The organism is Bacteroidota bacterium (assembly GCA_016713765.1).
GTDB lineage: Bacteria > Bacteroidota > Bacteroidia > AKYH767-A > 2013-40CM-41-45 > Pollutiaquabacter > Pollutiaquabacter aromativorans.
The window spans coordinates 896752-919451 of sequence record JADJON010000003.1; the positions used below are offsets into that span (position 1 = coordinate 896752).

The 22700-nt window shown below is 54.8% G+C and carries 16 protein-coding genes and 1 tRNA gene; 6 read left to right on the forward strand and 11 right to left on the reverse strand.

Annotated features, from left to right (window positions below):
* Nucleotides 1-18: 18 nt before the first annotated feature.
* The 6 genes from IPJ96_14685 to IPJ96_14710 all read right to left on the reverse strand — a co-directional run bounded on the left by IPJ96_14685 (nucleotide 19) and on the right by IPJ96_14710 (nucleotide 7467).
* On the reverse strand, nucleotides 19-3405 hold the full coding sequence (locus tag IPJ96_14685) for an RHS repeat protein (protein ID MBK7911562.1): 3387 nt from the start codon (nucleotides 3403-3405) through the stop codon (nucleotides 19-21).
* A 14-nt stretch (nucleotides 3406-3419) separates the two neighbouring features.
* The gene (locus tag IPJ96_14690; GenBank protein ID MBK7911563.1) at nucleotides 3420-3686 is read right to left on the reverse strand and encodes a helix-turn-helix domain-containing protein; all 267 of its coding nucleotides are present in this window, start codon (nucleotides 3684-3686) and stop codon (nucleotides 3420-3422) included.
* A gap of 121 nt (nucleotides 3687-3807) precedes the next feature.
* On the reverse strand, nucleotides 3808-4689 hold the full coding sequence (locus tag IPJ96_14695) for a hypothetical protein (GenBank protein ID MBK7911564.1): 882 nt from the start codon (nucleotides 4687-4689) through the stop codon (nucleotides 3808-3810).
* A gap of 158 nt (nucleotides 4690-4847) precedes the next feature.
* Nucleotides 4848-4921: transfer RNA gene (locus IPJ96_14700), tRNA-Gln, on the reverse strand.
* Between the two features lie 93 nt (nucleotides 4922-5014).
* Complete coding sequence (locus tag IPJ96_14705; protein MBK7911565.1) at nucleotides 5015-5791, reverse strand: class I SAM-dependent methyltransferase; 777 nt, start codon at nucleotides 5789-5791, stop codon at nucleotides 5015-5017.
* Between the two features lie 530 nt (nucleotides 5792-6321).
* Complete coding sequence (locus IPJ96_14710) at nucleotides 6322-7467, reverse strand: T9SS type A sorting domain-containing protein (protein ID MBK7911566.1); 1146 nt, start codon at nucleotides 7465-7467, stop codon at nucleotides 6322-6324.
* Nucleotides 7468-7796: 329 nt separating this feature from the next.
* On the opposite strand from IPJ96_14710, the gene IPJ96_14715 reads away from it, so the two are divergent.
* The 3 genes from IPJ96_14715 (at nucleotide 7797) to IPJ96_14725 (ending at nucleotide 12497) form a co-directional block, all read left to right on the forward strand.
* On the forward strand, nucleotides 7797-10883 hold the full coding sequence (locus tag IPJ96_14715) for a DUF2723 domain-containing protein (GenBank protein MBK7911567.1): 3087 nt from the start codon (nucleotides 7797-7799) through the stop codon (nucleotides 10881-10883).
* Between the two features lie 85 nt (nucleotides 10884-10968).
* On the forward strand, nucleotides 10969-11565 hold the full coding sequence (locus tag IPJ96_14720) for a polysaccharide deacetylase family protein (GenBank protein ID MBK7911568.1): 597 nt from the start codon (nucleotides 10969-10971) through the stop codon (nucleotides 11563-11565).
* Nucleotides 11566-11582: 17 nt separating this feature from the next.
* Nucleotides 11583-12497, forward strand: a complete 915-nt coding sequence (locus IPJ96_14725) for a hypothetical protein (GenBank protein MBK7911569.1) — start codon at nucleotides 11583-11585, stop codon at nucleotides 12495-12497.
* A 236-nt stretch (nucleotides 12498-12733) separates the two neighbouring features.
* On the opposite strand, the gene IPJ96_14730 is transcribed toward IPJ96_14725, so the two are convergent.
* A complete protein-coding gene (locus tag IPJ96_14730) occupies nucleotides 12734-14188 on the reverse strand; it encodes a hypothetical protein (protein MBK7911570.1) in 1455 nt (484 codons plus the stop codon).
* A gap of 94 nt (nucleotides 14189-14282) precedes the next feature.
* Here IPJ96_14730 and IPJ96_14735 point away from each other — a divergent pair, with 94 nt between their 5' ends.
* Both IPJ96_14735 and ispG read left to right on the forward strand, forming a co-directional pair.
* Nucleotides 14283-14975 (forward strand): T9SS type A sorting domain-containing protein, encoded by a 693-nt coding sequence (locus IPJ96_14735; protein ID MBK7911571.1) that lies wholly within the window; start codon nucleotides 14283-14285, stop codon nucleotides 14973-14975.
* Nucleotides 14976-15101: 126 nt separating this feature from the next.
* Nucleotides 15102-17123: a (E)-4-hydroxy-3-methylbut-2-enyl-diphosphate synthase gene (ispG, locus tag IPJ96_14740; GenBank protein MBK7911572.1), complete on the forward strand. Its 2022-nt coding sequence runs from the start codon at nucleotides 15102-15104 to the stop codon at nucleotides 17121-17123.
* A 400-nt stretch (nucleotides 17124-17523) separates the two neighbouring features.
* Here ispG and IPJ96_14745 read toward each other — a convergent pair whose 3' ends face one another.
* The 4 genes from IPJ96_14745 to IPJ96_14760 all read right to left on the reverse strand — a co-directional run bounded on the left by IPJ96_14745 (nucleotide 17524) and on the right by IPJ96_14760 (nucleotide 21135).
* A complete protein-coding gene (locus IPJ96_14745) occupies nucleotides 17524-18708 on the reverse strand; it encodes a T9SS type A sorting domain-containing protein (GenBank protein MBK7911573.1) in 1185 nt (394 codons plus the stop codon).
* A gap of 236 nt (nucleotides 18709-18944) precedes the next feature.
* Nucleotides 18945-19250, reverse strand: coding sequence for a transcriptional regulator (locus IPJ96_14750; GenBank protein ID MBK7911574.1), 306 nt, complete (start codon nucleotides 19248-19250; stop codon nucleotides 18945-18947).
* Between the two features lie 5 nt (nucleotides 19251-19255).
* The gene (locus IPJ96_14755; protein MBK7911575.1) at nucleotides 19256-19849 is read right to left on the reverse strand and encodes a hypothetical protein; all 594 of its coding nucleotides are present in this window, start codon (nucleotides 19847-19849) and stop codon (nucleotides 19256-19258) included.
* A 320-nt stretch (nucleotides 19850-20169) separates the two neighbouring features.
* Nucleotides 20170-21135 (reverse strand): tryptophan 2,3-dioxygenase, encoded by a 966-nt coding sequence (locus IPJ96_14760; GenBank protein ID MBK7911576.1) that lies wholly within the window; start codon nucleotides 21133-21135, stop codon nucleotides 20170-20172.
* A 188-nt stretch (nucleotides 21136-21323) separates the two neighbouring features.
* Here IPJ96_14760 and creD point away from each other — a divergent pair, with 188 nt between their 5' ends.
* On the forward strand, nucleotides 21324-22676 hold the full coding sequence (gene creD / locus IPJ96_14765; protein MBK7911577.1) for a cell envelope integrity protein CreD: 1353 nt from the start codon (nucleotides 21324-21326) through the stop codon (nucleotides 22674-22676).
* Nucleotides 22677-22700: the final 24 nt, after the last annotated feature.

Genomic DNA, 22700 nt, shown 5'->3' on the forward strand with positions numbered 1-22700 from the left:
TATCTGTGTAAGATGAGATCATCTTGTGATTTCCTTTATTCCTTTCTCGAATATTGCTCTTTGTATCTCGTATTTCTGATACTGATACTTCAACAAGTGGATTCCCAACACATCCGGATTATCTTTATAATATTTCATCTGTAGGGTCATCATGGTTCTTACCTGCTGCATACCTTCATCACTTGTAATATGGCGAAGGGGTGGCGTGAGGCCGACATATGTCTTATCCAAAAAATCTAATCCTAAAAATCCTGCTCTTGCGTAAACAGGTGCATGAGACTGGAAGGCAAAACCTCTGAAGTTACCTCCTAATTCAAATCTTGCAGCAGCACCTTTTTCCTTAAACGAACTAAATTTATTTTCAATGGCTCCCTGTAAACCTACTGCTGCCTTGTCAATAAAACTCTTACCAGCATCAGACACTTTAGAGTACGTTTCCCCTTTGAATAATCTGATATTTACGTCCCCATATTCCATATAATAATCTGGTATTTCTTCAGCGTCCCTTGTCAATCCGGTTCTTATAGAAACATCCTCATACCTGAATTTATAATAATCTTCGCTTCCCAGTTTTTCCTTTGGAAAAGCAATAGGATCAAATAACTGAATATTGTATTGTTTAGATAAATCCGATACATTGGCTGCTTGCCCATTAAAGTAAACTTGTTCTGTAGGGTTCTCCAATGGTTTAGCATTCCAATCGTAAGTTAAACTAAAATTCCCTTTATCATCTTGATTAAGTACATGGGCTTCCAATCCCTCAAACTCAATCGCGTCAATCAACCTATTTTGAGAGAATGTATAAGGACTCCATCCCGGATAACTTGATTCTAAAGGATCCGGTGACCAGAAGCGAATTAATCTTGGGTCTTCTTCCCTAAACTCAAATGAATAGAGATTTCCAGAACCGTAGACTTCATCCGTTTTTAACTGCCCCTGATAACCGTAAGTATATGATGTTGAGTTGAAAACTCGCCCGGGCATCAACATCCCGCCGGGATAATAATCAGTCGCAGAAATCATGGAAGCATTAAAATAATCCCACAATCCATCACTGGTCGTATCGATCGGAACCGGCTTGTCACTGATGACTGTCATGACGTTACCGAGGTGATTACTCAGCTCATAGCGTTTATTTCCCACAGGACTCAGGTAGACAGATGGAGCCGTCGCGGTGGTGCAGGTTGCACATACCAGCGTATCCGCTGTGGTCAGCATGCCCAGGCGATTAGTGCCGTATAAATTAAACTCGCTAAGGACAATGGTATCTCCGCCCAAGAGATCATATACCGCCAACGGATTTCCCTGCGCGTCCCGTACATAGTGCGTGGCGCTCTGACGAATAACCGATCCGCTGCCGTCCAGATGGTACAATCGTTTCTCGATCCGGTTGCCCATCGGGTCGTAGCGGAACTTCATGGCGATTGATTTGTTCGTGTTCTTCAACGAATCCAGCTTGCCGTAATTGTTCCAATACATCGTCAAACCCTCCGAGACATCCCCGGTCAGGTTGCCGTTGCCATCGTAAGTATAGTTATTCGGCGATTGAGAATCAAGGTCTTCGGCATAATTGGCCGAATTTACCCCGTCTGTGACGTGGTTCAGCCGGTTCGTGCCTGCATCGTAGTGGTAATGGAGGCTGTCCATATCCAGGACCATGGGTGCTTCGTCCACCCCATTTCTGAGGTATTCCAGGATATTCCCGTTAGGATCATACGACAAGCCTTCATCGTAACGCTTGTCCTGCGTCCCTCCGGTCACGAAGAGGTTGTCGGCCCGGTTCCACCAATTGTGATAGGTTTGTTTACCCACCAGCCGGTTCAGCTGGTCGTACCGGTATGAATATCCCAGCGGATCCAGGTTCTTCCCAAAATCATAAACCGCATGCCGGATGTTGCCATTGTATAGTGAGTTCCCCTCGTTGAAGTTGCCGGCCACCGGTGAAACTTGTCCGATCGGCTCGTAGTCGCCATCGTGATAACCCAGCGAATAGGAGAACGCATCACGTCCGAATTGCGGATTGGCTGAGCCAGGAAGTCCGTCCTGGCCCATGTCGTGCCAGGGGGTACTCATAGAGGAGTTCATGGATTTGATCCAGCCCTGCAGTGTATAGGCGTAGTCCAGCCCCTGGACCTGGTACTCGCCCAACTCGGTGCGGTACAAGGGGCCATGCAGGTAGTACTCGTAACGGGCGTCGCGCTCCCACAAGATGCCGTCACGACTGGTCGTCACTTCCGTCAGGCGCAGGTTCGCATCGTACCGATACTTGTGGATGAATTGGTCCAGCGAATCGCGCTGATAATACACCACATTCACCTTACCGCTGACCAGGTCGTAGTCGTAGTCGATCCGCTTGAACTGCCGGTCTGCAATTGCCAGGCTGCGGTTTTCCTGAATCAGGGCATGCACATTCCCGGCTACGTCGTAGGAGTAATGTGTGGCTGCGTCATAGCTTGCATCATCCGGATCGTACACATCGGAATAGGTTACGCTGGCAACACGGTTACGCAGGTTGGTGGGTTCCAGCACCGAAGCAGGCAGAAGCGACTCATCGTAGTAGGTCCGCGTCACTTCCGTACGATCGGCAGTACTTACCGCGGCGATCCAGGCATCCGTGCCGGATTGACTACTGCTGATGGCATCGGTCATTGCCGTCGTCGGCTGATGGATCTTGCCCACTTCCCGGATCCGGCCGAGGTTGTCATAGCGGGTATAGCTGTAATGGTCGGTGGTGGATTGTTCGGCATTCTGCGATACGACCAGACGACCGAGACGGTCGTACCAGAAGAATGTTGTGCCGGCATCGGGTGTTTGCTGTCTGACGACCTGGTTGAAGCTGTTGTAATAATATTGCGTTCGTAATGTGTGAGCAGGATAGATTTCGGATATGCCGGGATTTACCCGATGCGCTGCAGCCTGGCTGCTTTGGGTTGCATCCAGCAGTTGTACTCCGGCCGGCGGAACGGTCATGGTCAGGTTCCCCGCCTGGTCATAATAATAGAGGGTGAAATGATACTCGCTGCTGGGTCCGGTAACCGTGTATTCCTCTTCCAACTTACGGGAACAATGGTCGACATAGTTGCTACGGAAAATTCCCCGAACCGAATCCTGGTAGGCGGTATAAAGGGTGACCGCATTGGCGAAGGCGGCAGCATAGGCCTCCTCCATGCAATGATCGGCCGTATCGTTGCTTAGCGTTATCTCAGGAAATACCGGACGATCACACAAGACCAGGTTGGGTTGTGCACCGTTACAAGCCCGCAACATATCGCGGTATTCTGTCAGGGTGTGGATTCCGAAGTAGTAGTTCATGTACGCATCGAGAGGACCGGGGTAAGGTAGCGCCAGGTAGCGGTCCATGGCGGGATTCTCGTTAAATGATAAGGAGAGGCCAGGATAGACCATGATAGCAGGCAGTTTCAATTTTTCTTCAGCAGGGCGACTACTTCCGACATCAAAAAGTAGACTTTGGCTCCCATATACCGCCGCTTTAGCTTTCCGCTCCTGCACCAGGCGTTGATGGTGGTGAGAGAAACGCCGAACAACTCCGCGATCTCCCTCCGGCTCAAGATGCGGTCCTCTTTCTGGTTCGTACCGACGGCGGCGAGCGCAGTGGTGATCGCCGTTTCGATCAGGTGCTGGAGCTCTTCGCGTGTGAGCTGGAGAATGAGAAGCCGATTATCCAAAGTCCGAGCTTGCTGAATGTCAGCTCGAAAGTCGATCATCAGGACCGCCAAGTCAATTTGAAAAAACCAATCCGAATCAAATTGACAATTCAAAAAACACTTTACTGATTGACTATCAAAATCACACAAACAATTCCAGCCGGTCAACGAAATCGAAAAGAGCTGATGTTTGTGCATTCAACTTCGTACCATTTTCGAAATCGTAACTATAGGTGCGTAGCGTCTGGCTCATGCTTTCCTGCTTTAAGGGTTCAGCGGACTTATCCCTGAACAGCTTCATCACTACCAGGTGTATTGGCTCCGCTTTATAATCTCTTCTAAAGCGATTCAGCTTGAAAAAAAGTCCTACGAGTATTTTTTTCTCACCCAGCCAAGGTGTAGCATGCTTAGGGTTCACATTATAGTCACGGAAGGAATCCATGAAGTAAGGATTCTCCGCGATCAATGCATGATCCAGAAGGTATTCGTACAACCGCTCCAGTTTTGCAGGTGGATGAGGCCAGTAGTGCAAACGATCCTTCACGGTTCCGGGCTTGGGCGCGATAACCGCTTCTTGTCTCTGATCCCGGAGCCAATCCGCCATGTACCGGGTGCGTTGGTCTGTATCCGGTGTGTTCCAGTGGTGTACGTAATCCATCAATCGGAACTCGACCAACTTCAGAAACTGATTCCGGGATTCGTCGCTGTCCTGATGGTATTGCTCCAGATGATGGTCGAGGATGAACCGGACCTTTACCGGCGGCTCAACGGACAGGCGCAAGGCTAACCAGTGGGGATAGTTCACGGATTCCGGGGTGATCACCCTCAGTGGCAGGCTCGCGGCCTGAGGATCCAGGCCGAACTCATCAAGGACCACCTCCTTCAGCAATTCAAGCTTTGCTACTTGCCGCTCGCGAACCATCTCCGAATAGCGGTTGGCCGGATCCTGAAAGATCCTTTTCGCCCCGTCGATGATCGCAGGTAGCAAAAGGTCGTAGCGGTGATAGTTGACTTTGGAACTCATGGGCGGCGGAAGGTGAAAGTAAGACCCGCGCCGGGAAAAAGTAAGGTCGTAATCAGGGTTAACGAAAAGAAAAAAGGGGATTTTACATTCCCCTATACATTCCCCTGTCAAAATAAAAGCCCTGATTAGTGTTGACTATCAGGGCTTTATGAGGAATTTGGTTGACCCGTAAGGATTCGAACCTTAACAGACAGAATCAAAATCTGTAGTGCTACCGTTACACCACGGGTCAATCAATGGGAGCGCAAAGGTAATAAATGGTTTGAAATCCAAGCAGGTGGAGGGCAATTTTTTGCGAAAAAACGCCCTTTTTCGCTGATTCCTCCTATTGGCGAGTGCCAATGAGGTAGATATCCCAGGTGTCGTCGAGCGCGTTGTCCTGCAGGTGAAAATCGCGGGTGGAGATGTCGACCGTCTGCTTCACCTTGTCCTTCAGCTTGTTCCGCATCAGGTTCGTGATCAGGTTGTAGGGCGCCGTCAACCAGGAGGCCGGCAGGATCTTGTGCAGTCCGAAGATGTCGAAGCGCAGGATCATGCGCACGAACTTGCCGTTCTCCGCGTAGTAGGTGTTCACTTTCTCGTTGCCGTTGAGCCCTTTCAACTCGAACTGCTTCGTGAGCGAACCGATCTCCGAACGCATTTCGTCGAAGGTGTACTCGTGCACGTGGAACGGATTCCGCGCGAGCGACTTCTTCACGTTCGGAGTCGTGACCAACAGTCGCCCTCCGGGGCGCAGGACGCGCAGGCACTCGGCCAGAAACTCCTTCCGCTTCTCGATGTGCTCGATGAACTGAAAGGCCGTCACCACATCGAACGACTGGTCCGGAAAAGGCAAGGGCGGCACCGCTCCCTGTCGGAACGAGAGGTTGGTGATCGAACTGTAACGCTGCGCGTTATCGGCCACCGTGGCCGCGTCGTAATCGACGCCTTGTATGTTCCGGGCCGAACGCGCCATCAGAGCCGTTCCGTAAGCATTGCCACAGCCGACATCCAGTACATCTTTGCCTGTGATGTAGGGTACGGCGAATTCATACGCGAACTGACATCGCTGATACGTAACGTTGTTGGCCTCGTCCTGGTGGGCGCGTTCGTGGGTGCTCATGGGGTGGCAAAGATAGGGAAAGGGAGGGACGAGGGACGTGGGAAGTAGTTGCGAGGAGCGAGACCGTGACCGAGGGACGGGGGACGAGGGACAGGGGAAGTAGTTGCGAGGAGCGAGACCGTGACCGAGGGACGTGGGACGAGGGACGGGGGGCGTGGGACGTGGGAAGTAGTTGCGAGGAGCGAGACCGGGACCGAGGGACGAGACCGAGACCGAGGGACGTGGGACGAGACCGAGGGACGAGCGATGTGGGGCGGGTGACGAAGTGAGGTTTGGTTGTATCACGCTATTCAGCTACAAGAATGAATGACGAAGAATTCCCTTGACAGTATGAATTACCTCCGTAATTCGTCGCTCGTCCCTTGTCCCGTTTCAATAGGTAAATGCTGAAGACTTCCCATAACCACACGAATAACCTTCGCCATTCGTCCCTCGCCCCACGTCCCTCGTCCCGTTTCATCACAATGGCCGTGCTCTGAAACGAAAAAAGCCCACCATTCGGCGGGCTTTGATATCGTTGGAGGAACTGTTTATCGGCTGATCAACACGCGTTTGCTGCCGAGTTCGCGGTTGTCGAGAAAGAGCTTGCAGAAGTAGACGCCCTGCGGGAGATCGGCTACGTCCATGCGGAGTTGTTCCGTGGCGCTTTCGCGGCGAAGGGTGCGGACGGCTTTGCCCGTGAGGTCGTAGAGTTCGAACAACAGGCTGCCGTTGATGTTCCCGACGTTCGCCTGGAGGAAGTTGCGCGCAGGATTGGGATAGACCGAGAAGTCGACGCTCTCGTTGATGTGCGACAAGCCGGTGGTCATCGCCGGGATCCACGGACTGAGGTCGATGTAATCGAGTTCGTTGCCGTCGCCGGCGTCTTCATTCGAGAGATAAATCTCGTTGTTGCTCCAGAAGCTGACGGCCTCGCGCTGTGCCCAGGTGCCGTTGATGCTGATCAGGGTATGCTGACCGCCGAAGAAATCATCGCCACTGAAACCGCGGAACAGGTGGATACGCGTGTTGGCAATGAGAATGACGCTGCTGCCGTCGGGACTGATATCCGCCGAGGTCGTGCGGTCGTTGGTGTAAAAGCTGTCGACAAGCGTCGCGCTATACGAGCCGGGATCGTCGGACAAGCGGTACATCTTCGTGTAACCGATCGCGTCGCCGTCCGCTTTGGTGAACAGGTACAGGTGGCCGTTGAAATGAAAGAAGGCTTCCACATCAAAGTTCATCCAGGGAGACGGGAACGCATGCTGGTCCGGAAAGGTGAAGCTGATCTCCTCCGCCGTTACCGTCGTACCAGAGACATAGGACGGATACGGTACCCGGTAGATCCGGAGGTTGGTCCGGTCACAATCGTTATTACCGAAATCACCGATGTACAACCAGGTGCGCGAAACATCGTGGCAGAGGTCTTCCCAATCGTCGTTCACCGCGTTCAGCACGGTGACGGTGCGTGAAAGCGTTCCGGTATTGGAGACCTTGTAGAGGTTGTTATCGCCGTACCCGTCGTTGTGCGTCCAGAAGCTGGAACCGCCGGTGAACGAAAGTCCGGAGGACTCATTCACCTGGGCAGGAAGCGTACCCATGTAAACCGGGTTGACCGCCATCGACGGCCAGGCCGCTGCCGTGAGCAGAGCGGCCAGGATGATCAACCGGAGTATGTTGCGTAGGATGTTATTCATGTGTCGAACTTTGAGGTTTCCCGCGCCTGCGGGAACTTTTCAAAGTATACGGCGGCGGCAAATGTAAAAAAATGATAAACAGTTGTTTACCTTACAATGAAAGTAGGTGCCCACCCTTTCCAACCATTCATTTTCAAACCTACTTTTTGCCATTGACAGACGAAAAAGCAGCCCCATTTGCGCCTTCAACTGCCACCTTGTTGCATTCCTCTCATTTTGGGAAATCCGGGAGATTAACCGATGTCCCAAATTCACCTTAAAAAGGCTTCCTTCCTTAAAATTTTTACCTTCGCACGCACTTCTTTTTGCTCCCAACGAATTCAAATTCCATGAATTATAACCGCATCAACAACCTGGTGGGCTGGCTGGTCTTCCTGATCGCTTCCTACGTTTACATCTCGACCATCGAGCCTACCGGATCCTTTTGGGATTGCGGCGAGTTCATCGCCACCGCCCACAAACTCGAAGTCGGTCACCCGCCGGGCGCTCCTTTCTTCCTGCTCCTCGCGCGCGTGTTCATCATCTTCGGCGGACCCGACAACATCGCCCACGTACCGGTGATGGTGAACATCCTGTCGGCGCTGATGAGCGCCTTTACCATCCTCTTCCTGTTCTGGACCATCACGGCTATCTCCAGGAAGCTGACGATCGGCAAGGGTGAGGTAACGACCGACAAACTCGTCGCCGTCATGGGTGCCGGAGTGGTCGGTGCGCTGGCCTATACCTTCTCGGATTCATTCTGGTTCTCCGCTGTCGAAGGGGAAGTTTACGCCAGCTCCTCGTTCTTCACGGCGATCGTCGTGTGGCTGATCTTCAAGTGGGACGCCGTCGCCGACGAGAAGCACAACCTGCGCTGGCTGATCCTGATCGCCTACCTGATGGGCCTCTCTGTGGGAGTTCACTTGTTGAACCTCCTCGCGATACCGGCCCTTGCCTATGTGATCTATTTCCGCAAAACGCAGAAGGCGACCACCAAGGGGATCATCTACACCTTTCTCATCAGTTGCGCGGCACTGGTCTTCATCCAGTATGGCGTCATCCAGGAAGTCATCACCCTCGCCGGCTCTTTCGACCTGTTCTTCGTGAACACGCTGGGCCTGCCGTTCGGATCGGGTATCATCTTCTACGGACTCCTGATCGTCGGCCTGCTCACCTGGGCGCTGATCTACACCAAGCGCAAGGACCTGCCGGTCTGGAACACCTCGATCCTGTGCGTGGTCTTCATCCTCATCGGTTACACCTCGTTCGCGCAGATCCTGATCCGCTCGAACGCCAACCCGCCGCTCGACGAGAACAATCCGGAAAACGTTTTCAGCTTCATCTCTTATCTGAAGCGTGAGCAGTACGGCGATCGTCCGCTCTTCTATGGTCAGTTCTACAACGCGAAAGTCGTTGACCAGAAAGAAGGCGAGCGCACCTGGGCCAAGGTGCCGGGTGAGTCGAAGTACGTGGATGCCGGCCGCAAGTTGGAAGCGGTGTACGAAGCCGACAAGACCACCATCTTCCCGCGCATGTGGAGCAACCAGGCCAACCACGTACAGGAGTATAAGAAGTGGGCTGATGTCAAAGGCGACCGCACGCCGAGCTTCGGTGAGAACCTGAAGTTCTTCTTCGTCTATCAACTGGGCGAGATGTACTGGCGTTATTTCATGTGGAACTTCGTCGGACGTCAGAACGACCTGCAGGGTCCCGGCGGCATCACGAAAGGCAACTGGCTTTCGGGTATCAAGTTCCTCGACGAAATGCGTCTCGGTCCGCAGGACAAGCTGCCCGAAAGTATGACCAACAACCGGGCGCGCAACACCCTGTACTTCCTGCCGTTCATCCTCGGCATCATCGGACTGATCTACCACTTCAACCGCGACAACAAAGACGCCTGGGTCGTGTTCCTGCTGTTCTTCATGACCGGCATCGCGATCGTCATTTACCTCAACGGTACTCCGCAACAGCCGCGCGAGCGTGATTACGCCTATGCCGGCTCCTACTACGCCTACGCGATGTGGATCGGTATCGGCGTGCTGGCGATCTACGACTTTTTGCGAAAACGCATTCCGAGTACGGTGGCGGCCTTCACCTCCACCCTGCTCTGCACCTTCGCCGTGCCGGTGGTCATGGCCAAAGCCGAATGGAACGACCACGACCGTTCGAACCGTTATACCTCGCGCGACTTCGCCGTCGATTACCTCGAATCCTGCGAACGCAACGCGATCCTGTTCACCAACGGCGACAACGACACCTTTCCACTCTGGTACGCCCAGGAGGTGGAAGGCGTGCGCACGGATGTGCGGGTCGTCAACCTGAGCCTGCTGAATACCGACTGGTACATCGACCAGCTCCGACGCAAGTATTACGATTCCGACCCGATCAACATCAGTTGGACGCAGGACAAGTACATCCTGGGCCGTCGCGATTACGTTCCGTTCTACGATCGCGGCATGACCGAGCCGATCGAACTGAAGAAGCTCGTGGATTTCATGGGCAGCGACGATCCGGCTGCCAAGGCACGCACCCAGGGCGGTGAGATGATCAATTACTATCCCGGAAAACGCATCAAGCTCACGATCGACTCCGCCGCGGTGATGGCGAACGGCGCCGTATCGAAAGAAGACGCCGATAAGATCGTGAAGGAGATGGTGTGGGACGTTTCGGGCAACTACCTGATGAAGAACGATCTCATGATCCTCAACATCCTGGCCAACAACAACTGGAAGCGCCCGATCTATTTCGCCACCACCGTTGGTTCCGACAATTATCTGAACCTCGAGCCGTACTTCCAGCTCGAAGGCCTCACCTACCGCATCGTGCCGATCCGCAACGACCAGCGTACCGACATCGTTCCGGGCCGCGTGAACAAGGACATCATGTACAACAACGTGATGAACAAGTTCGTGTTCGGCAACATGAACGACGAGCACGTGTACCTCGACGAGAACAACCTGCGCATGACCACCAACTTCCGCATCAACTTCTCCCGCCTGGCGGAAGAGCTGATGAATGCCGGTCGGCGCGACTCCGCCATCAAGGTGCTCGACAAATGCGTGGAAGTCATGCCCGACAAGCAGGTTCCATACAACTACTTCATGACCAAAGTTGCCGAACTGTACTACCGTGCCGCCGGCATCTACGGAGTGACCGATACGCTGGCGGGCAACGATCTGGAGCTCAACCGCAAGAACGAGTTGATCGGCAAGGGCAACGCCATCGCGGAACGCATCTCGGAGATCTACAACAACAACATGGAGTATTACCTGTCGCTCAAAGGCACTCCTTATTACAAGTTGGTGGATACCGACATGAACCAGGCCCTGTACATCCTGCAGGCGCTTTCCGGTACGATGAAACAAACCAACCAGAAGGAACTCGCCGACAAGATCGAGAAACGCTTCATGGAGCAGGCACAGAAAGCCGGCTTCTGATCGGAACGTCCTATCTTCGGGTTCCGGCTCGGAACGAAGGAGACCACTCTTTCGCCCGGCCCGGAACCCGAAGTGTTTTCAGCCCATGCTGTTGCTTCAACAACTCTTTCGTTCGCTGCTCTGGCGGGTGGAGACCACGGAAAAGGTCCTTTACCTGACGTTCGACGACGGGCCCATTCCGGAGGTGACGCCCTGGGTGCTGGAGGAATTGCAGCGTCATCAGGCGAAGGCGACTTTCTTTGTGGTGGGCGAAAACGTCCGGAAGCACCCCGAGCTGTTGCAGCGCCTGCAGGCCGGCGGTCACACGGTAGGCAATCACACGGAACATCATGTCAACGGCTGGAACACCCCGACCCGCGCCTATCTGCGCGAGGTTCAGGAATGTGATCGCCGTGTCGGATCCCGGCTGTTTCGTCCGCCCTACGGTCGCATCCGACTGACGCAGATCCGGGCGTTGCGCAAACGTTTCCGGATCGTCATGTGGGATGTCTTGAGCAAGGATTACGATCGCGGCATCCAGCCGAACGAATGCCTGCAACGCGTGTTGCGCAGTGCAAGGCCGGGATCGATCATCGTTTTCCACGACAGCCTGAAAGCCGAAGAACGATTGCGCCACGCGCTTCCCCGGGTTCTCGGACATTTTTCGGAACTTGGTTATCGATTCGAGGCCTTACCCGCCTGATCCAGCCTGCGCCCTCCATGTCGTTCCATTACCGCATCCGGTCAGCCGCGCGTGCCGCAGGGATCCTGCTGCTGTTGCTGGTATGCTTACAACGAAGCGCAGCTCAGGAACAGCGCGGCGTGATGGGCATCGGCATCTCGGCCGGCGGCACGAATTACATCGGCGAACTGGACGACAACTTCACGCTGGTGTTTACCCGGCTCGGTGCCGGTGCGCACGTCAACTTCCTTTTCTTCTCGCGCGTACACATTCGCCTGGCCGCTTTCCATGGACGGGTGACGGCCGACGACGCGCGCGGTACGTTTTCCGGAAACGAATCCCGCAACCTGAATTTCTTCAGCGACATCGACGAGGCCGGCATCCACGTCCTGTACAAACTCGAATCGCGCAACAAAGGCTTTTCGAAGCGCAACCGGATCGCGCCTTACCTCTTCGCCGGTCTCGGCTACTTCCGTTTCGATCCGAAGACCACGCGCAACGGCGTCACGTACCGGTTGCAGAAAGTCGGTACCGAAGGACAGTACCTCTCTTCGGGCAACTATCCCGATCCATACAAATTGCAGCAGTTCTGCATTCCAATGGGCATCGGTTTCCAGGTGAAGATCACGTCCAACTTCGACTTCGGTGTGGAGACGGGCTTTCGCCGGCTGTTTACGGATTACCTCGACGACGTCAGCGGTCGCTATCCCGACAAAGCGCAAATGTTACAGGAACAAGGACCCGTCGCGCTCTACCTTTCCGACCCTTCCAACGACCCTGATCTGCCAAACGGAAAAGCCAGCTTCTCCAAACGCGGCAACCCCAAGGCGATGGACTGGTACGTCTACACCAACGCCCATCTCACCTACTATTTCACCACAGCACTCTTCGGTTCCTATAAATTGAAAAATCAGTTCCGGGACGGGAGTTGTAAGGGGTTGTTGAGGAGGTGAACGTGGTGATTGGTGATTGGTGATTGGTGACTAGTAATTGGTAATTGGTAACTAGTAACTAGTAACTAGTAACTTGAAACTAGTAATTGGTAATTGGTAATTGGTAATTAGTTCTTAGTTACCAGTTTTTAGTTTCCAGTTTCTAGTTACCAGTTTTTAGTTTTTAGTTACCAGTTTCTAGTTACCAGTTTCTAGTTACCAGTTTTTAGTTACTAGTTCCCAGTTCCCAGCTCCCCCTACCCCAGCTTACTCTTCAGCCAATTCCCATACTGCAGGATCTCCGCGTCTTCGGTTTCGGGTGTCGGGGCCAGGAGTTCCTGGATTTGTTTTTGGAGCACTTTGTCTTTGTGCAGGTTTTCGCTTTCGAGCATGCGTTGCAGGATGTGGAGCATCTTGACTTCACGCGGATGCTGGCGTTTGGTGATGAGGTCGCGGAAATCCTTTTTCGCTTCGCGTAGTTTCCGTTCGAGCAGTTCTTCGTCTTGCAGTTCGTAGCGGATCATCAGCTCGGCGATGGCGATCTTGAATTGCAGGGAACGATCGGCATCGCGGTAGGCGTCGAGCAGGTAGAGGCGGCTGAGTTGGCGGATGGATTGTCCGAACTCGGCTTTGTCGAAGTAGAGAACCGCCAGGTTGAGGTACACGAACATCTCGTAGAACGGTGTCGAGCGGATGCGTTCGTTCGCCTTCATCTCCTGCAGGATGGCGATCGCCTTGTCCTTATCCAGTTTCGAATAATTGATGACCAGCGCGTTGTAATGGAAGAACAGGTACTTGCCATAGAGGAACTTCTGGTGCTCCTCCATGGCGGTATGCAGGATGGCGGCATAGTGGAGCGATTCCTTGCTCTTGCCGTTCTTGAACAGCGTATTGACGATGAAGACCAGCATCTGCAGCTTCGCGTCGTGGTTGCCGCGGTTGAAGAGTTTCGTCTCGTTGAATTCCTTCCAGGTCCCCAGGAGGTACTCTTCCAGGGCAGGGTAGTCGCGCTTCTGCAGGAGAATGCGGGTGACGGCCTCATACAACCGGAAGCGTACCTGCGGATTGCGCAGCAGTGCCGGGTCGTGCGCGTACTCGTTGACGATCTTTTCGAGCAGCGGCATGACCGGATTTTTTCCGCTGCCGAAATTCTGGGTCACGCGCATGCGGTAGCTGACGGCCGCGAGGAGATCATCGATCGCGCGCACCTGGTGGATACGCTCCAGGTTCTCGCGGCGGCGTTTGATGTACTCTTCGGGATTCACCGAGACCTGCTCGTGCGATAGGCGGATGAGATCGCCGTAGATGAGGTCGAGCAATTCGTACTGGTTCAGCTTCACGGCCTCCGACTCCGCCCGGCGCAGGTAGTAGTGCGCCGCCCGGGTGTTGCTTCGTCCCAGGTGGAACTTCGCCAGTCCGAGCAAATGCAGCGCGTGGACGGTATCGTCGTCGTCGAAGTGTTGGAGTGTGAGGCTCTTGCCGACATCCTGCAAGAGGCGGTTCTTGAGCCGGTAATAAGCGTTCTTGTTTCCTTCCTCGTACAAACGTTCGAACACCTTGTCGTCGTCGTACTCCTCCCCGGCCTGTCGGATGAGATCGAAAAGTCGCTTGTCGAGCCGGTCGGCACGATCGTGACTGCGACCGCTGAACAGCTTGAAAAACCTCACTTCATCGCGGGTCATGCGGTGAATGACCGAAGGCAGGATATCCATGATAAACAGGCTTTGAACGCGTAAGGAAATTTACAAATTCTGTGGGAAACCGCCAAATCCCGCCGTACTTTTGATTTGGGTTAATACCAACGCTATGAAACGGCTCCTCACCTCTGCAATTTACGTGTTGATCGTCGGCCTGACGAACTTCACGACCCTATACGCCCAGGCTCCCCGCCTGACCATCACGTCGATCACGGGGATACCGACGCAACAGGGCGATACCATTACGGACACTACGCGCTACACCTTCAGTGCCGTGGTCCAGAACACCGGTGGGGGAGCCTTTCAGGGCGCCATCGACATTCTGGCCATAGCGAACCCGCAGCTCGTCGACACTCTGGCCGGCGACTCGGCCAACTTCATCCTCACCCCCGGCAGCGCGGCCACCTTATCCAATCCCAACCTGCAGTTCCGTCCCACTTACTATGACGGAGGCGACAACATCATTGTCGTTTGGCCGGCAGCGCGCGGCATGGTGGTTCCCGCCGACAGCATCACCCTGCAACTGTATTACCTGCGGCTGACCCAGACGGCTCCCGAAACCCGTCTGGAACCGATCCGCATCCGTCCGAACCCGGCGACCGATCATATCCTGCTCGAAACCGGCGAAATTAAATCCCTTGAATGGGTAAGAATCTACGATACTCGCGGGGCGATGGTCCGGAGCATCCCGCGTCCGGAATCGAGCCTGATCCAGCTGGGTGACCTGCCGGCCGGACTGTATCTTTTGGAGATCACTCAAAGCAACGGCGCGCGGTTGAGCACGCGTCTGATCAAAGAATAGTTCCAGTTTTGTGTTTCAGTGGTGTGTCACTGCGTGTTCCCCGCAGTACCAAAGCCGCCGGTCGTTTTCCGGCGGCTTTTTTCGTGGCCTGCCCGTACCGGTGGCCTGAACCATTAACCCCTATCTTTGTTTCAAGATTTTCAGGTTCCCGTGAATCAGCCGCAACGTCCTTACTGCAACGATCTGCTACACTACTCCCGCTTCGTGACACGAGAGGTCAGGATCGGCGAACTTTTAATGGGTTCGCATCACCCGATCCGGGTGCAGTCGATGACCACGACCGACACGATGGACACCGCCGCCACCGTCGCGCAGAGTATCCGGATGATCGAAGCAGGCTGCGAGTTGGTGCGGATCACGGCGCCCAGTGTGAACGAGGCGAAGAACCTGGAAAACATCAAGGCGGAACTGCGCAAGCGCGGTTATGCCACACCGCTCGTCGCCGACATCCACTTCACCCCGAACGCGGCCGAAGTCGCCGCGCGGATCGTGGAAAAGGTGCGGGTCAATCCCGGCAATTACGCTGACAAGAAGAAATTCGAATCCATCGATTATACCGATGACGCCTATGAAGCCGAACTGGATCGTATCCGGGAACGCTTTACCCCGCTCGTGCGCATCTGCAGGGAATACGGTACGGCCATGCGCATCGGCACCAACCACGGTTCGTTGAGCGACCGCATCCTGAGCCGCTACGGCGACACGCCGCTGGGCATGGTGGAATCGGCGATGGAATTCCTCCGCATCTGCGAAGCGGAAAACTTCCACCAGATCGTGCTTTCGATGAAAGCCAGCAACACCCAGGTGATGGTACAGGCGTATCGCCTGCTCGTGGCGACCATGCGCGAGCACGGCATGAACTACCCGCTGCACCTCGGCGTCACCGAAGCCGGCGACGGCGAAGACGGCCGCATCAAGTCGGCCGTAGGCATCGGCACCCTGCTGGAAGACGGACTGGGTGATACGATCCGGGTATCGTTGACGGAGGATCCCGAGTTCGAAATTCCTGTCGCACTGGCGTTGGTTAGGAGGTACGAGGAGCGAAAAGGGAGGGACGAGGGGCGAGGGACGAGGGACGAGACCGTTGGACTGTCCGCCTTCGCTGAAGCTTCGGCGGATGGTGGATGGAGTTTGCCTTATTCGCCTTATGATTATTCGCGGAGGGAGACGCGGGAGGTTTTGCATGTGGGTGGCAAGCAGGTGCCGCGGGTGATCGCGGACTATAGCAAGAAAGAGACGATCACGCCGGCTTCGTTGTTCGGTGTGGGTTATCAGTATTCGGTTCCGCTTGACAAGTGGAACCTGACGGATCAGGCGTGTGATTTCCTGTACACCGGCGATCAGGTACTCGACTTTGAAATCCCCGGCACGCTGGGGATCATCGTGAACTCCGGGACCTTTGCAAGGCTGGAAAATAAAGAACGCTACTATCCGCTCTTCTGTGCCGACGAATACTTCCGGGCGAAGAAGCGTTCCGAACGGTTGAACTTCGTTGTCATTGATCGGAAAACACTTACAGAAAATTCCGCATTCGATCTCCAGCGGCTCGATGCGACGGTCGTGCTGGTGGTCGACACCATGGCGGAACACGGCATGGCGGAAGAGCGCGACGCGATCCGGATCCTGATGGAGCGCAGCTGTCCTTGTCCGGTCATCCTGAAGCGCAACTACGCCAACTTATCTCCGGAGCAGTTACAGCTCTTCTCCTCCACCGACCTGGGCGGGCTTTTGCTCGACGGCATGGGCGACGGCATCTGGATCAAGGCACCGGGTGTAGCGTCGGAAGCGACGATCAACAGCACCGGCTTCGGCATCCTGCAGGCGACACGTACACGCATCTCGAAGACGGAATACATCTCCTGTCCGAGTTGCGGACGTACCTTGTTCGACTTACAGGAAACGACGGCGAAGATCCGCGCGCGTACCGATCATCTCAAAGGCGTCAAGATCGGCATCATGGGATGTATCGTGAATGGTCCGGGTGAAATGGCAGATGCCGACTATGGGTATGTCGGCACCGGCCCCGGTAAGATCACCCTCTACAAAGGCCGCGAAGTCGTGAAACGCAACATCGACGAAGCGGAAGCGGTGGATCAGCTCATCGGGCTGATTCGGGAGCATGGGGATTGGGTGGAGATAGGGAGGTGAGGCGAGGAACGAGACCGAGACCGAGGGACGAGGGACGAGGAAAGTTACGAGGAACGAGACCGTGACCGAGGGACGAGGGACGAGGAAAGTTACGAGGAACGAGACCGTGACCGAGGGGCGAGGGACGAGGGACGAGGAAAGTTACGAGGAAAGTTACGAGGAACGAGACCGTGACCGAGGATCGATGGAAGTTACGAGGAACGAGACCGTGACCGAGGGACGAGGAAAGTTACGAGGAACGAGACCGTGACCGAGGGACGAGAAAAGGTACGAGGAACGAGACCGTGACCGAGGGAAAGTGGTGCGATGGAATAAAAGACTAATAACTAATATCCAATTACCAATATCTCCCAACAAAGTATCCTGACCCTTTTTTCTGACTTTTTCCTGCGCGTACGGATCAGAACTTCACGAGACGAGTGACGTTTCCATCTTCGAGTTTCAGCCAGTAGATACCTGCTTCCACGGAAGGCAACTCCAAGGGTATGTCATCGGATACCGTTCCGAACCAGACGCACCGTCCCTCCGCCGAGAGGATCTCCAGTTGGTGAATGCCTCGGTCGGCGAAATTGAAACTGATGCGGTCGAAGGTCGGGTTCGGATAGACGGAGAAAGCCGGCGTACCAATATCCGGCAGACCGGAAAGGATTTGTCCGCATTGCCACTGACTAAAATCGATGCCGTTCGTATCGCGCCAGTTGAGGAATGCGTCGAAACTTTCACGGATCGTTGCCCATTGCAATTGTCCGGCTGGAAAGGTGTTAAGGGAGTCGATTACCCGCGCGATCTTCTGAAAGAACATCGGTCCATATTCCCGTTGGTTCGTCATGATACGGGTCACATAGAAGCGATCGGGCGGCCATAACCCCTGTTGGATGCTATCGACCTCCCGCCGGATCTGATCGATAATGGATTGTTCGTCGACCATCGAATCCAGCAGCGGGGCGCAACCGGTTCCGATACACCACAACTCGCGCGCCGGATTGTGCTGGTAGAAATTCGTGGTCGTGTCCGGCTTGAACACGCCGAAGTCGTTCAGGTCGTTGCAATGCGGTTCCAGGCTTCCTGCACCTGAGAGAAGATCGAAACGCACGCGGTTACCGTACACGTTACCGGCGAGCGTATCGGTGTATGGCCACCAGTCGATGAGGTTCTGGTTACCCGGGGGGCAGACGTAATAGATGAATCCCCCGACTGTCGTTGTCGGATGCGCTCCGAGGGAATCGAGCAGGTACCACTGATCGGCGATGTTCCTGCCGGGGAAATTCTTGCTCCGCGGGTCGATCTCGATGTTATCGTCGTAGGGCGGAGCAGAAAGTGTCGAAAAGATATTGGTGCCCGACGTGCTCTGATCCTGACGCGCCCCGAAAACGAAGCCGTCGGAAGTCTGGAGGTTCCACTTCGCGTTCTTGGCATCGACGATGGCTGCCAGTTGCAAGGCATTCGCTTTCGCACGGGCGTAGCGGGCCGGCTGTTGCAAGGTATCGGTCGGTTCGTTATGCGAAACGATGTGGATGTAAAGCGGAGGAGGCTGCGCGGTTGCAAACGATGCCCAGCCCAGAAATAAAAGTAGGAAGCGGCGCATACAGAAAGTTATGGGCGTGGCTCAGTTTTCGGAATCATGTTCGGAAAAAGTTTTCGACACGGTAGGACGAGGAAAGTTACGAGGAACGAGACCGTGACCGAGGATCGATGGAAGTTACGAGGAACGAGACCGTGACCGAGGGACGAGGGACGAGGGACGAGGGAATAAAAAAACCCAATCACTATATCCAATTACTAATTACTAGTTACCAGTTACAAGTTTCAAGCCTCTACCTTCTACTCTCCCCCCTTCTTCCCCACACCCCCCAAATACGCCTTCAGATCTTCCACGTATTTCTCCATCGCTGTTACGCCTTGTGGGGTGATGGCGCAGATCGTCAGTGGATATTTCCCGCGAAAGGTTTTGTTCATCGTGATGTAGCCGGCTTCGGTGAGTTTCGTGAGCTGCACGCTGAGGTTCCCGGCTGTCGCTCCTGTCTTTTCCTTGAGGAAGTTGAACTCCGCATCCTTGACGGAGATCAGGAGCGACATGAGGGCGAGCCGCAACTGGGAATGAAGTACCGGGTCGAGTTCGTTGAACATCGTACTCAGGCGGGATCAGCGATGCGGTTGCGTTCCATCTTGAGCCAGTGGCCGGGGATGATATAACCCAGCAGCACGGCCAAAGCCAGCAACAACAGTTGCGTGCTGAAACCTACGGAAAGGCTGACAATCGCCAACACCCAGTTGATGATGCCGCCGACGAGGAGCGGCTTGAAGCGGATGACGCCTCCTGATACGAAGAGCCACATGCCATACACGAGTATGACCATCGGGTACGTGTACAATCCGAGTTTGTTCATCGACACGAGCACGATCATCAGGCACACGACGAAGGCGATCAACGGGTATTTGAGAAACACCTCCGCGTGGGAGCGCGACTTGCGGCGCTTCTCCTGGCGGATGCCGTAGATCATCGTGGCGATTCCACCCAAGGGCATCAGGATGGCCCAGGGCAACCACGCAAACTCCGCAAAGCGGTCCATCAAAAAGAAATGTCCGAGAGCGGCGGCAAAAACCAACCAACCCCAGACGAGGTAGTAGAAACTGTCGTCGTCGATATCCGACTTCGCACGCTCGATCATGGTGCGGATCAACTCGAAGCTCTCGCGTTCGTTGATGTTTTCGTTCGTTGCAGACATGGGATGTGAAGTTTGATGGGGACAAATGTAATAAAGTAGTTTACATTTTAAACTACATCATCGACCAATATTGCTATTTAATTGATATTCAATACATTAATTTTAATGGGACGAGGGACGAGGAAAGTTACGAGGACCGAGACCGTGACCGAGGGACGAGGGACGAGGGCGAGTGACGAGGGCGAGTGACGAGGAAATGATACCGGGCAGACTGCCTACCGCAGACTGCCCACCGCCCACCGCCTACCGCAATCCGCCTACTGCCTACTGCCTACCGCAGACTGCCAACCGCCTACTGCCAACCGCAATCTGCCAACCGCTTACCGTACTCCAAACACCTCACGCGTAACCCAACTCTTCCCCCACTCTGCCAGTTCCGCTTCGGACCAGAGTTCGGGATAGAAGATACGTTTCTGGAAACGCGGTGGCAGGTACTTCTGCCAGTTGGTGCCGCCGGTGGCTTTGATGTCTTCGGGATCTTTTTGCAGGTAACGGACCGCCGACTTGTAATGGCTGAGTGGCCAGTTGACGTTCACGTTGACGTCGAGCATGCGGAACGCGTTGCGGAGCGCTTCGTTCTGTTGCTCCTCGGGAGAGAGTCGCGAAAAGATCTGCCAGAGGTTCTTCTTACCGTAGGCTTCGGCCAGGGCGATCAACTGCTCCGAGTACTTTCCCTCGAACTGCTCGAGCGTGAGCGTCTTCTTTCCGCTCTTCAGTTCGGTGGCGCCGGCTTTCCAATAGATGTGTTCGAAGAGCTCCCGCACCGATTTGTTCTGACCCTGTAACTGCTCGCGCACATCCTTGCTCACGAGGCGGATGAAGTCCGTCGCGCAGATCTCGATCATCCGGTACTGGGCGCTTTGGAAGCCGCTGGCCGGCAGCAGGCTCATCCGGAACTTGAGAAACTGTTCCGGCTCCATGCCGTCAACCATGATGTCGAAGGAGCGTACCAGGTTTTCGAAATACCCATTGATCCGCTCCATCCGGCGAAGCAGGAACTTACCGTCGACCGTCGCGCGATCGCTGATCTGTTCGATCTCGCTCAGACAGAGCTTGAAATACAGCTCGGTGATCTGGTGATAGATGATGAAGATCTTCTCGTCCGGAAAGCTGGTCTTGGGATTCTGCAGCGACAGGAGCGTATCGACGTGGATGTAATCCCAGTACGTGAGGTAATCGGCATACAGCAGGCCGTCGAGGTACGAGAGGAGGTCCTGTCCCATGACGTCGTACTTCTTCTGAAGCGCTTCGATGCGGGAGAGGATATCGGGCGAAGGACCGGACATTTGAACCAGAGTTTATCGATCAGAGCGCTAAAAGTATTGAAATCCTCCGAAAGCTGCGGCTGACCGGCATCAGTGCGGTGGGTATCTTTTTGCAGGTCGACCGACACCGCTGACAGGAATTAACGTTACTTAACTGCCGCGGAATACACGATATCGAACCGGATTCCGTTACCAGTCAAACTCCCTCCATGGACCAACCCTCCCTCTTCGAACGACTGAACGCCTGGGCACGCCGTTCCGTCACGCTCAAGCTTTTCTCGATCGGCATCCTCATCCTGTTGCTGCTCATTCCCTCCACGATGATCCAGTCGCTGGTGTATGAACGGCAGTCGATCCGTGCCAGCGCTGTGGAGGAAGTGAGTTCGAAATGGGGCCGCGAGCAGACCGTGGCCGGGCCGGTGATCACCCTACCCTACCTCGAGCGGCGCACGAACGAGAAAGGACAGGTCGAGCTGGTCAAGCAATACGCGCACTTTCTGCCGGACGAATTGAACGTCAGCGGCGACCTGAAAACCGAGGAACGCCACCGTGGCATTCACGTAGTCGTGCTGTACACCGGAAAGATCCGGGTACAGGGACGATTCAAAGCGCCCGACATCGGATCGTTGGGGATCGCCGCTGCCGATGCGCGGCCGCAGGAAGCGAGCATGATGCTGGGCATCACCGACATGAAAGGGATCAAGGGCGAAATCAACCTACGCTTGAACGACACCACCTACAGCTTCGGGCCTGGGCTGCCGGCGAAAGACCTGTTCGCCAGCGGCGCCAGCATGCCGATAAGCCTTACCGGCGATACGACTTACACCTTTGATTTCACGCTGGACCTAAACGGAAGCAGTGCCCTGCATTTTCTGCCGTTCGGACGCACGACCAGCGTGACCTTGAAATCACCCTGGGCGAGTCCGAGCTTCGAGGGCTACGCGCTTCCGGAGTCGCGGGACGTACAGACCAGCGGCTTTACGGCGACCTGGAAGATGACGCAACTCAACCGGAACTATCCGCAGCAGGGCTTGGGCAACTTCATCGGCGGCAACGCGGATGAATACAGTCTGGCCAATCAGGAAGCCTATGCCGGATTCGGTGTGCGGCTGTTGTTGCCGGTGGACCATTATACCGAGACCTACCGCTCGGTGAAGTACTGCCTGATGTTCATCGTGATCACCTTCCTCACCTTCTTCTTCGTGGAGATCCTGAACAAGCGTCGCATCCACCCGATCCAGTACCTGCTGGTAGGTTTCGCGATTTGTCTCTTCTACGTATTGCTGCTGTCGATCTCGGAGCACCTGAACTTCGGCAAGTCGTACCTGATCGCCTGCCTGGCGATCCTGGGCCTGATCACGTATTACGTCTGGCACATCTTCCACAACCGGAAAATGACGCTGGTATTCACCGGCCTGCTCGCGTTGCTTTACGGCTTCTTCTACTCCCTGCTCCAGTTAGAAGACTACGCGCTGCTGCTCGGCAGTCTCGGACTGTTCGTGATCCTGGGGACGATCATGTACCTGACGCGGAAAGTGGACTGGTACGCGGGTCGAAGTTGACGGTCGCCAAGACCGCCGCAAGTC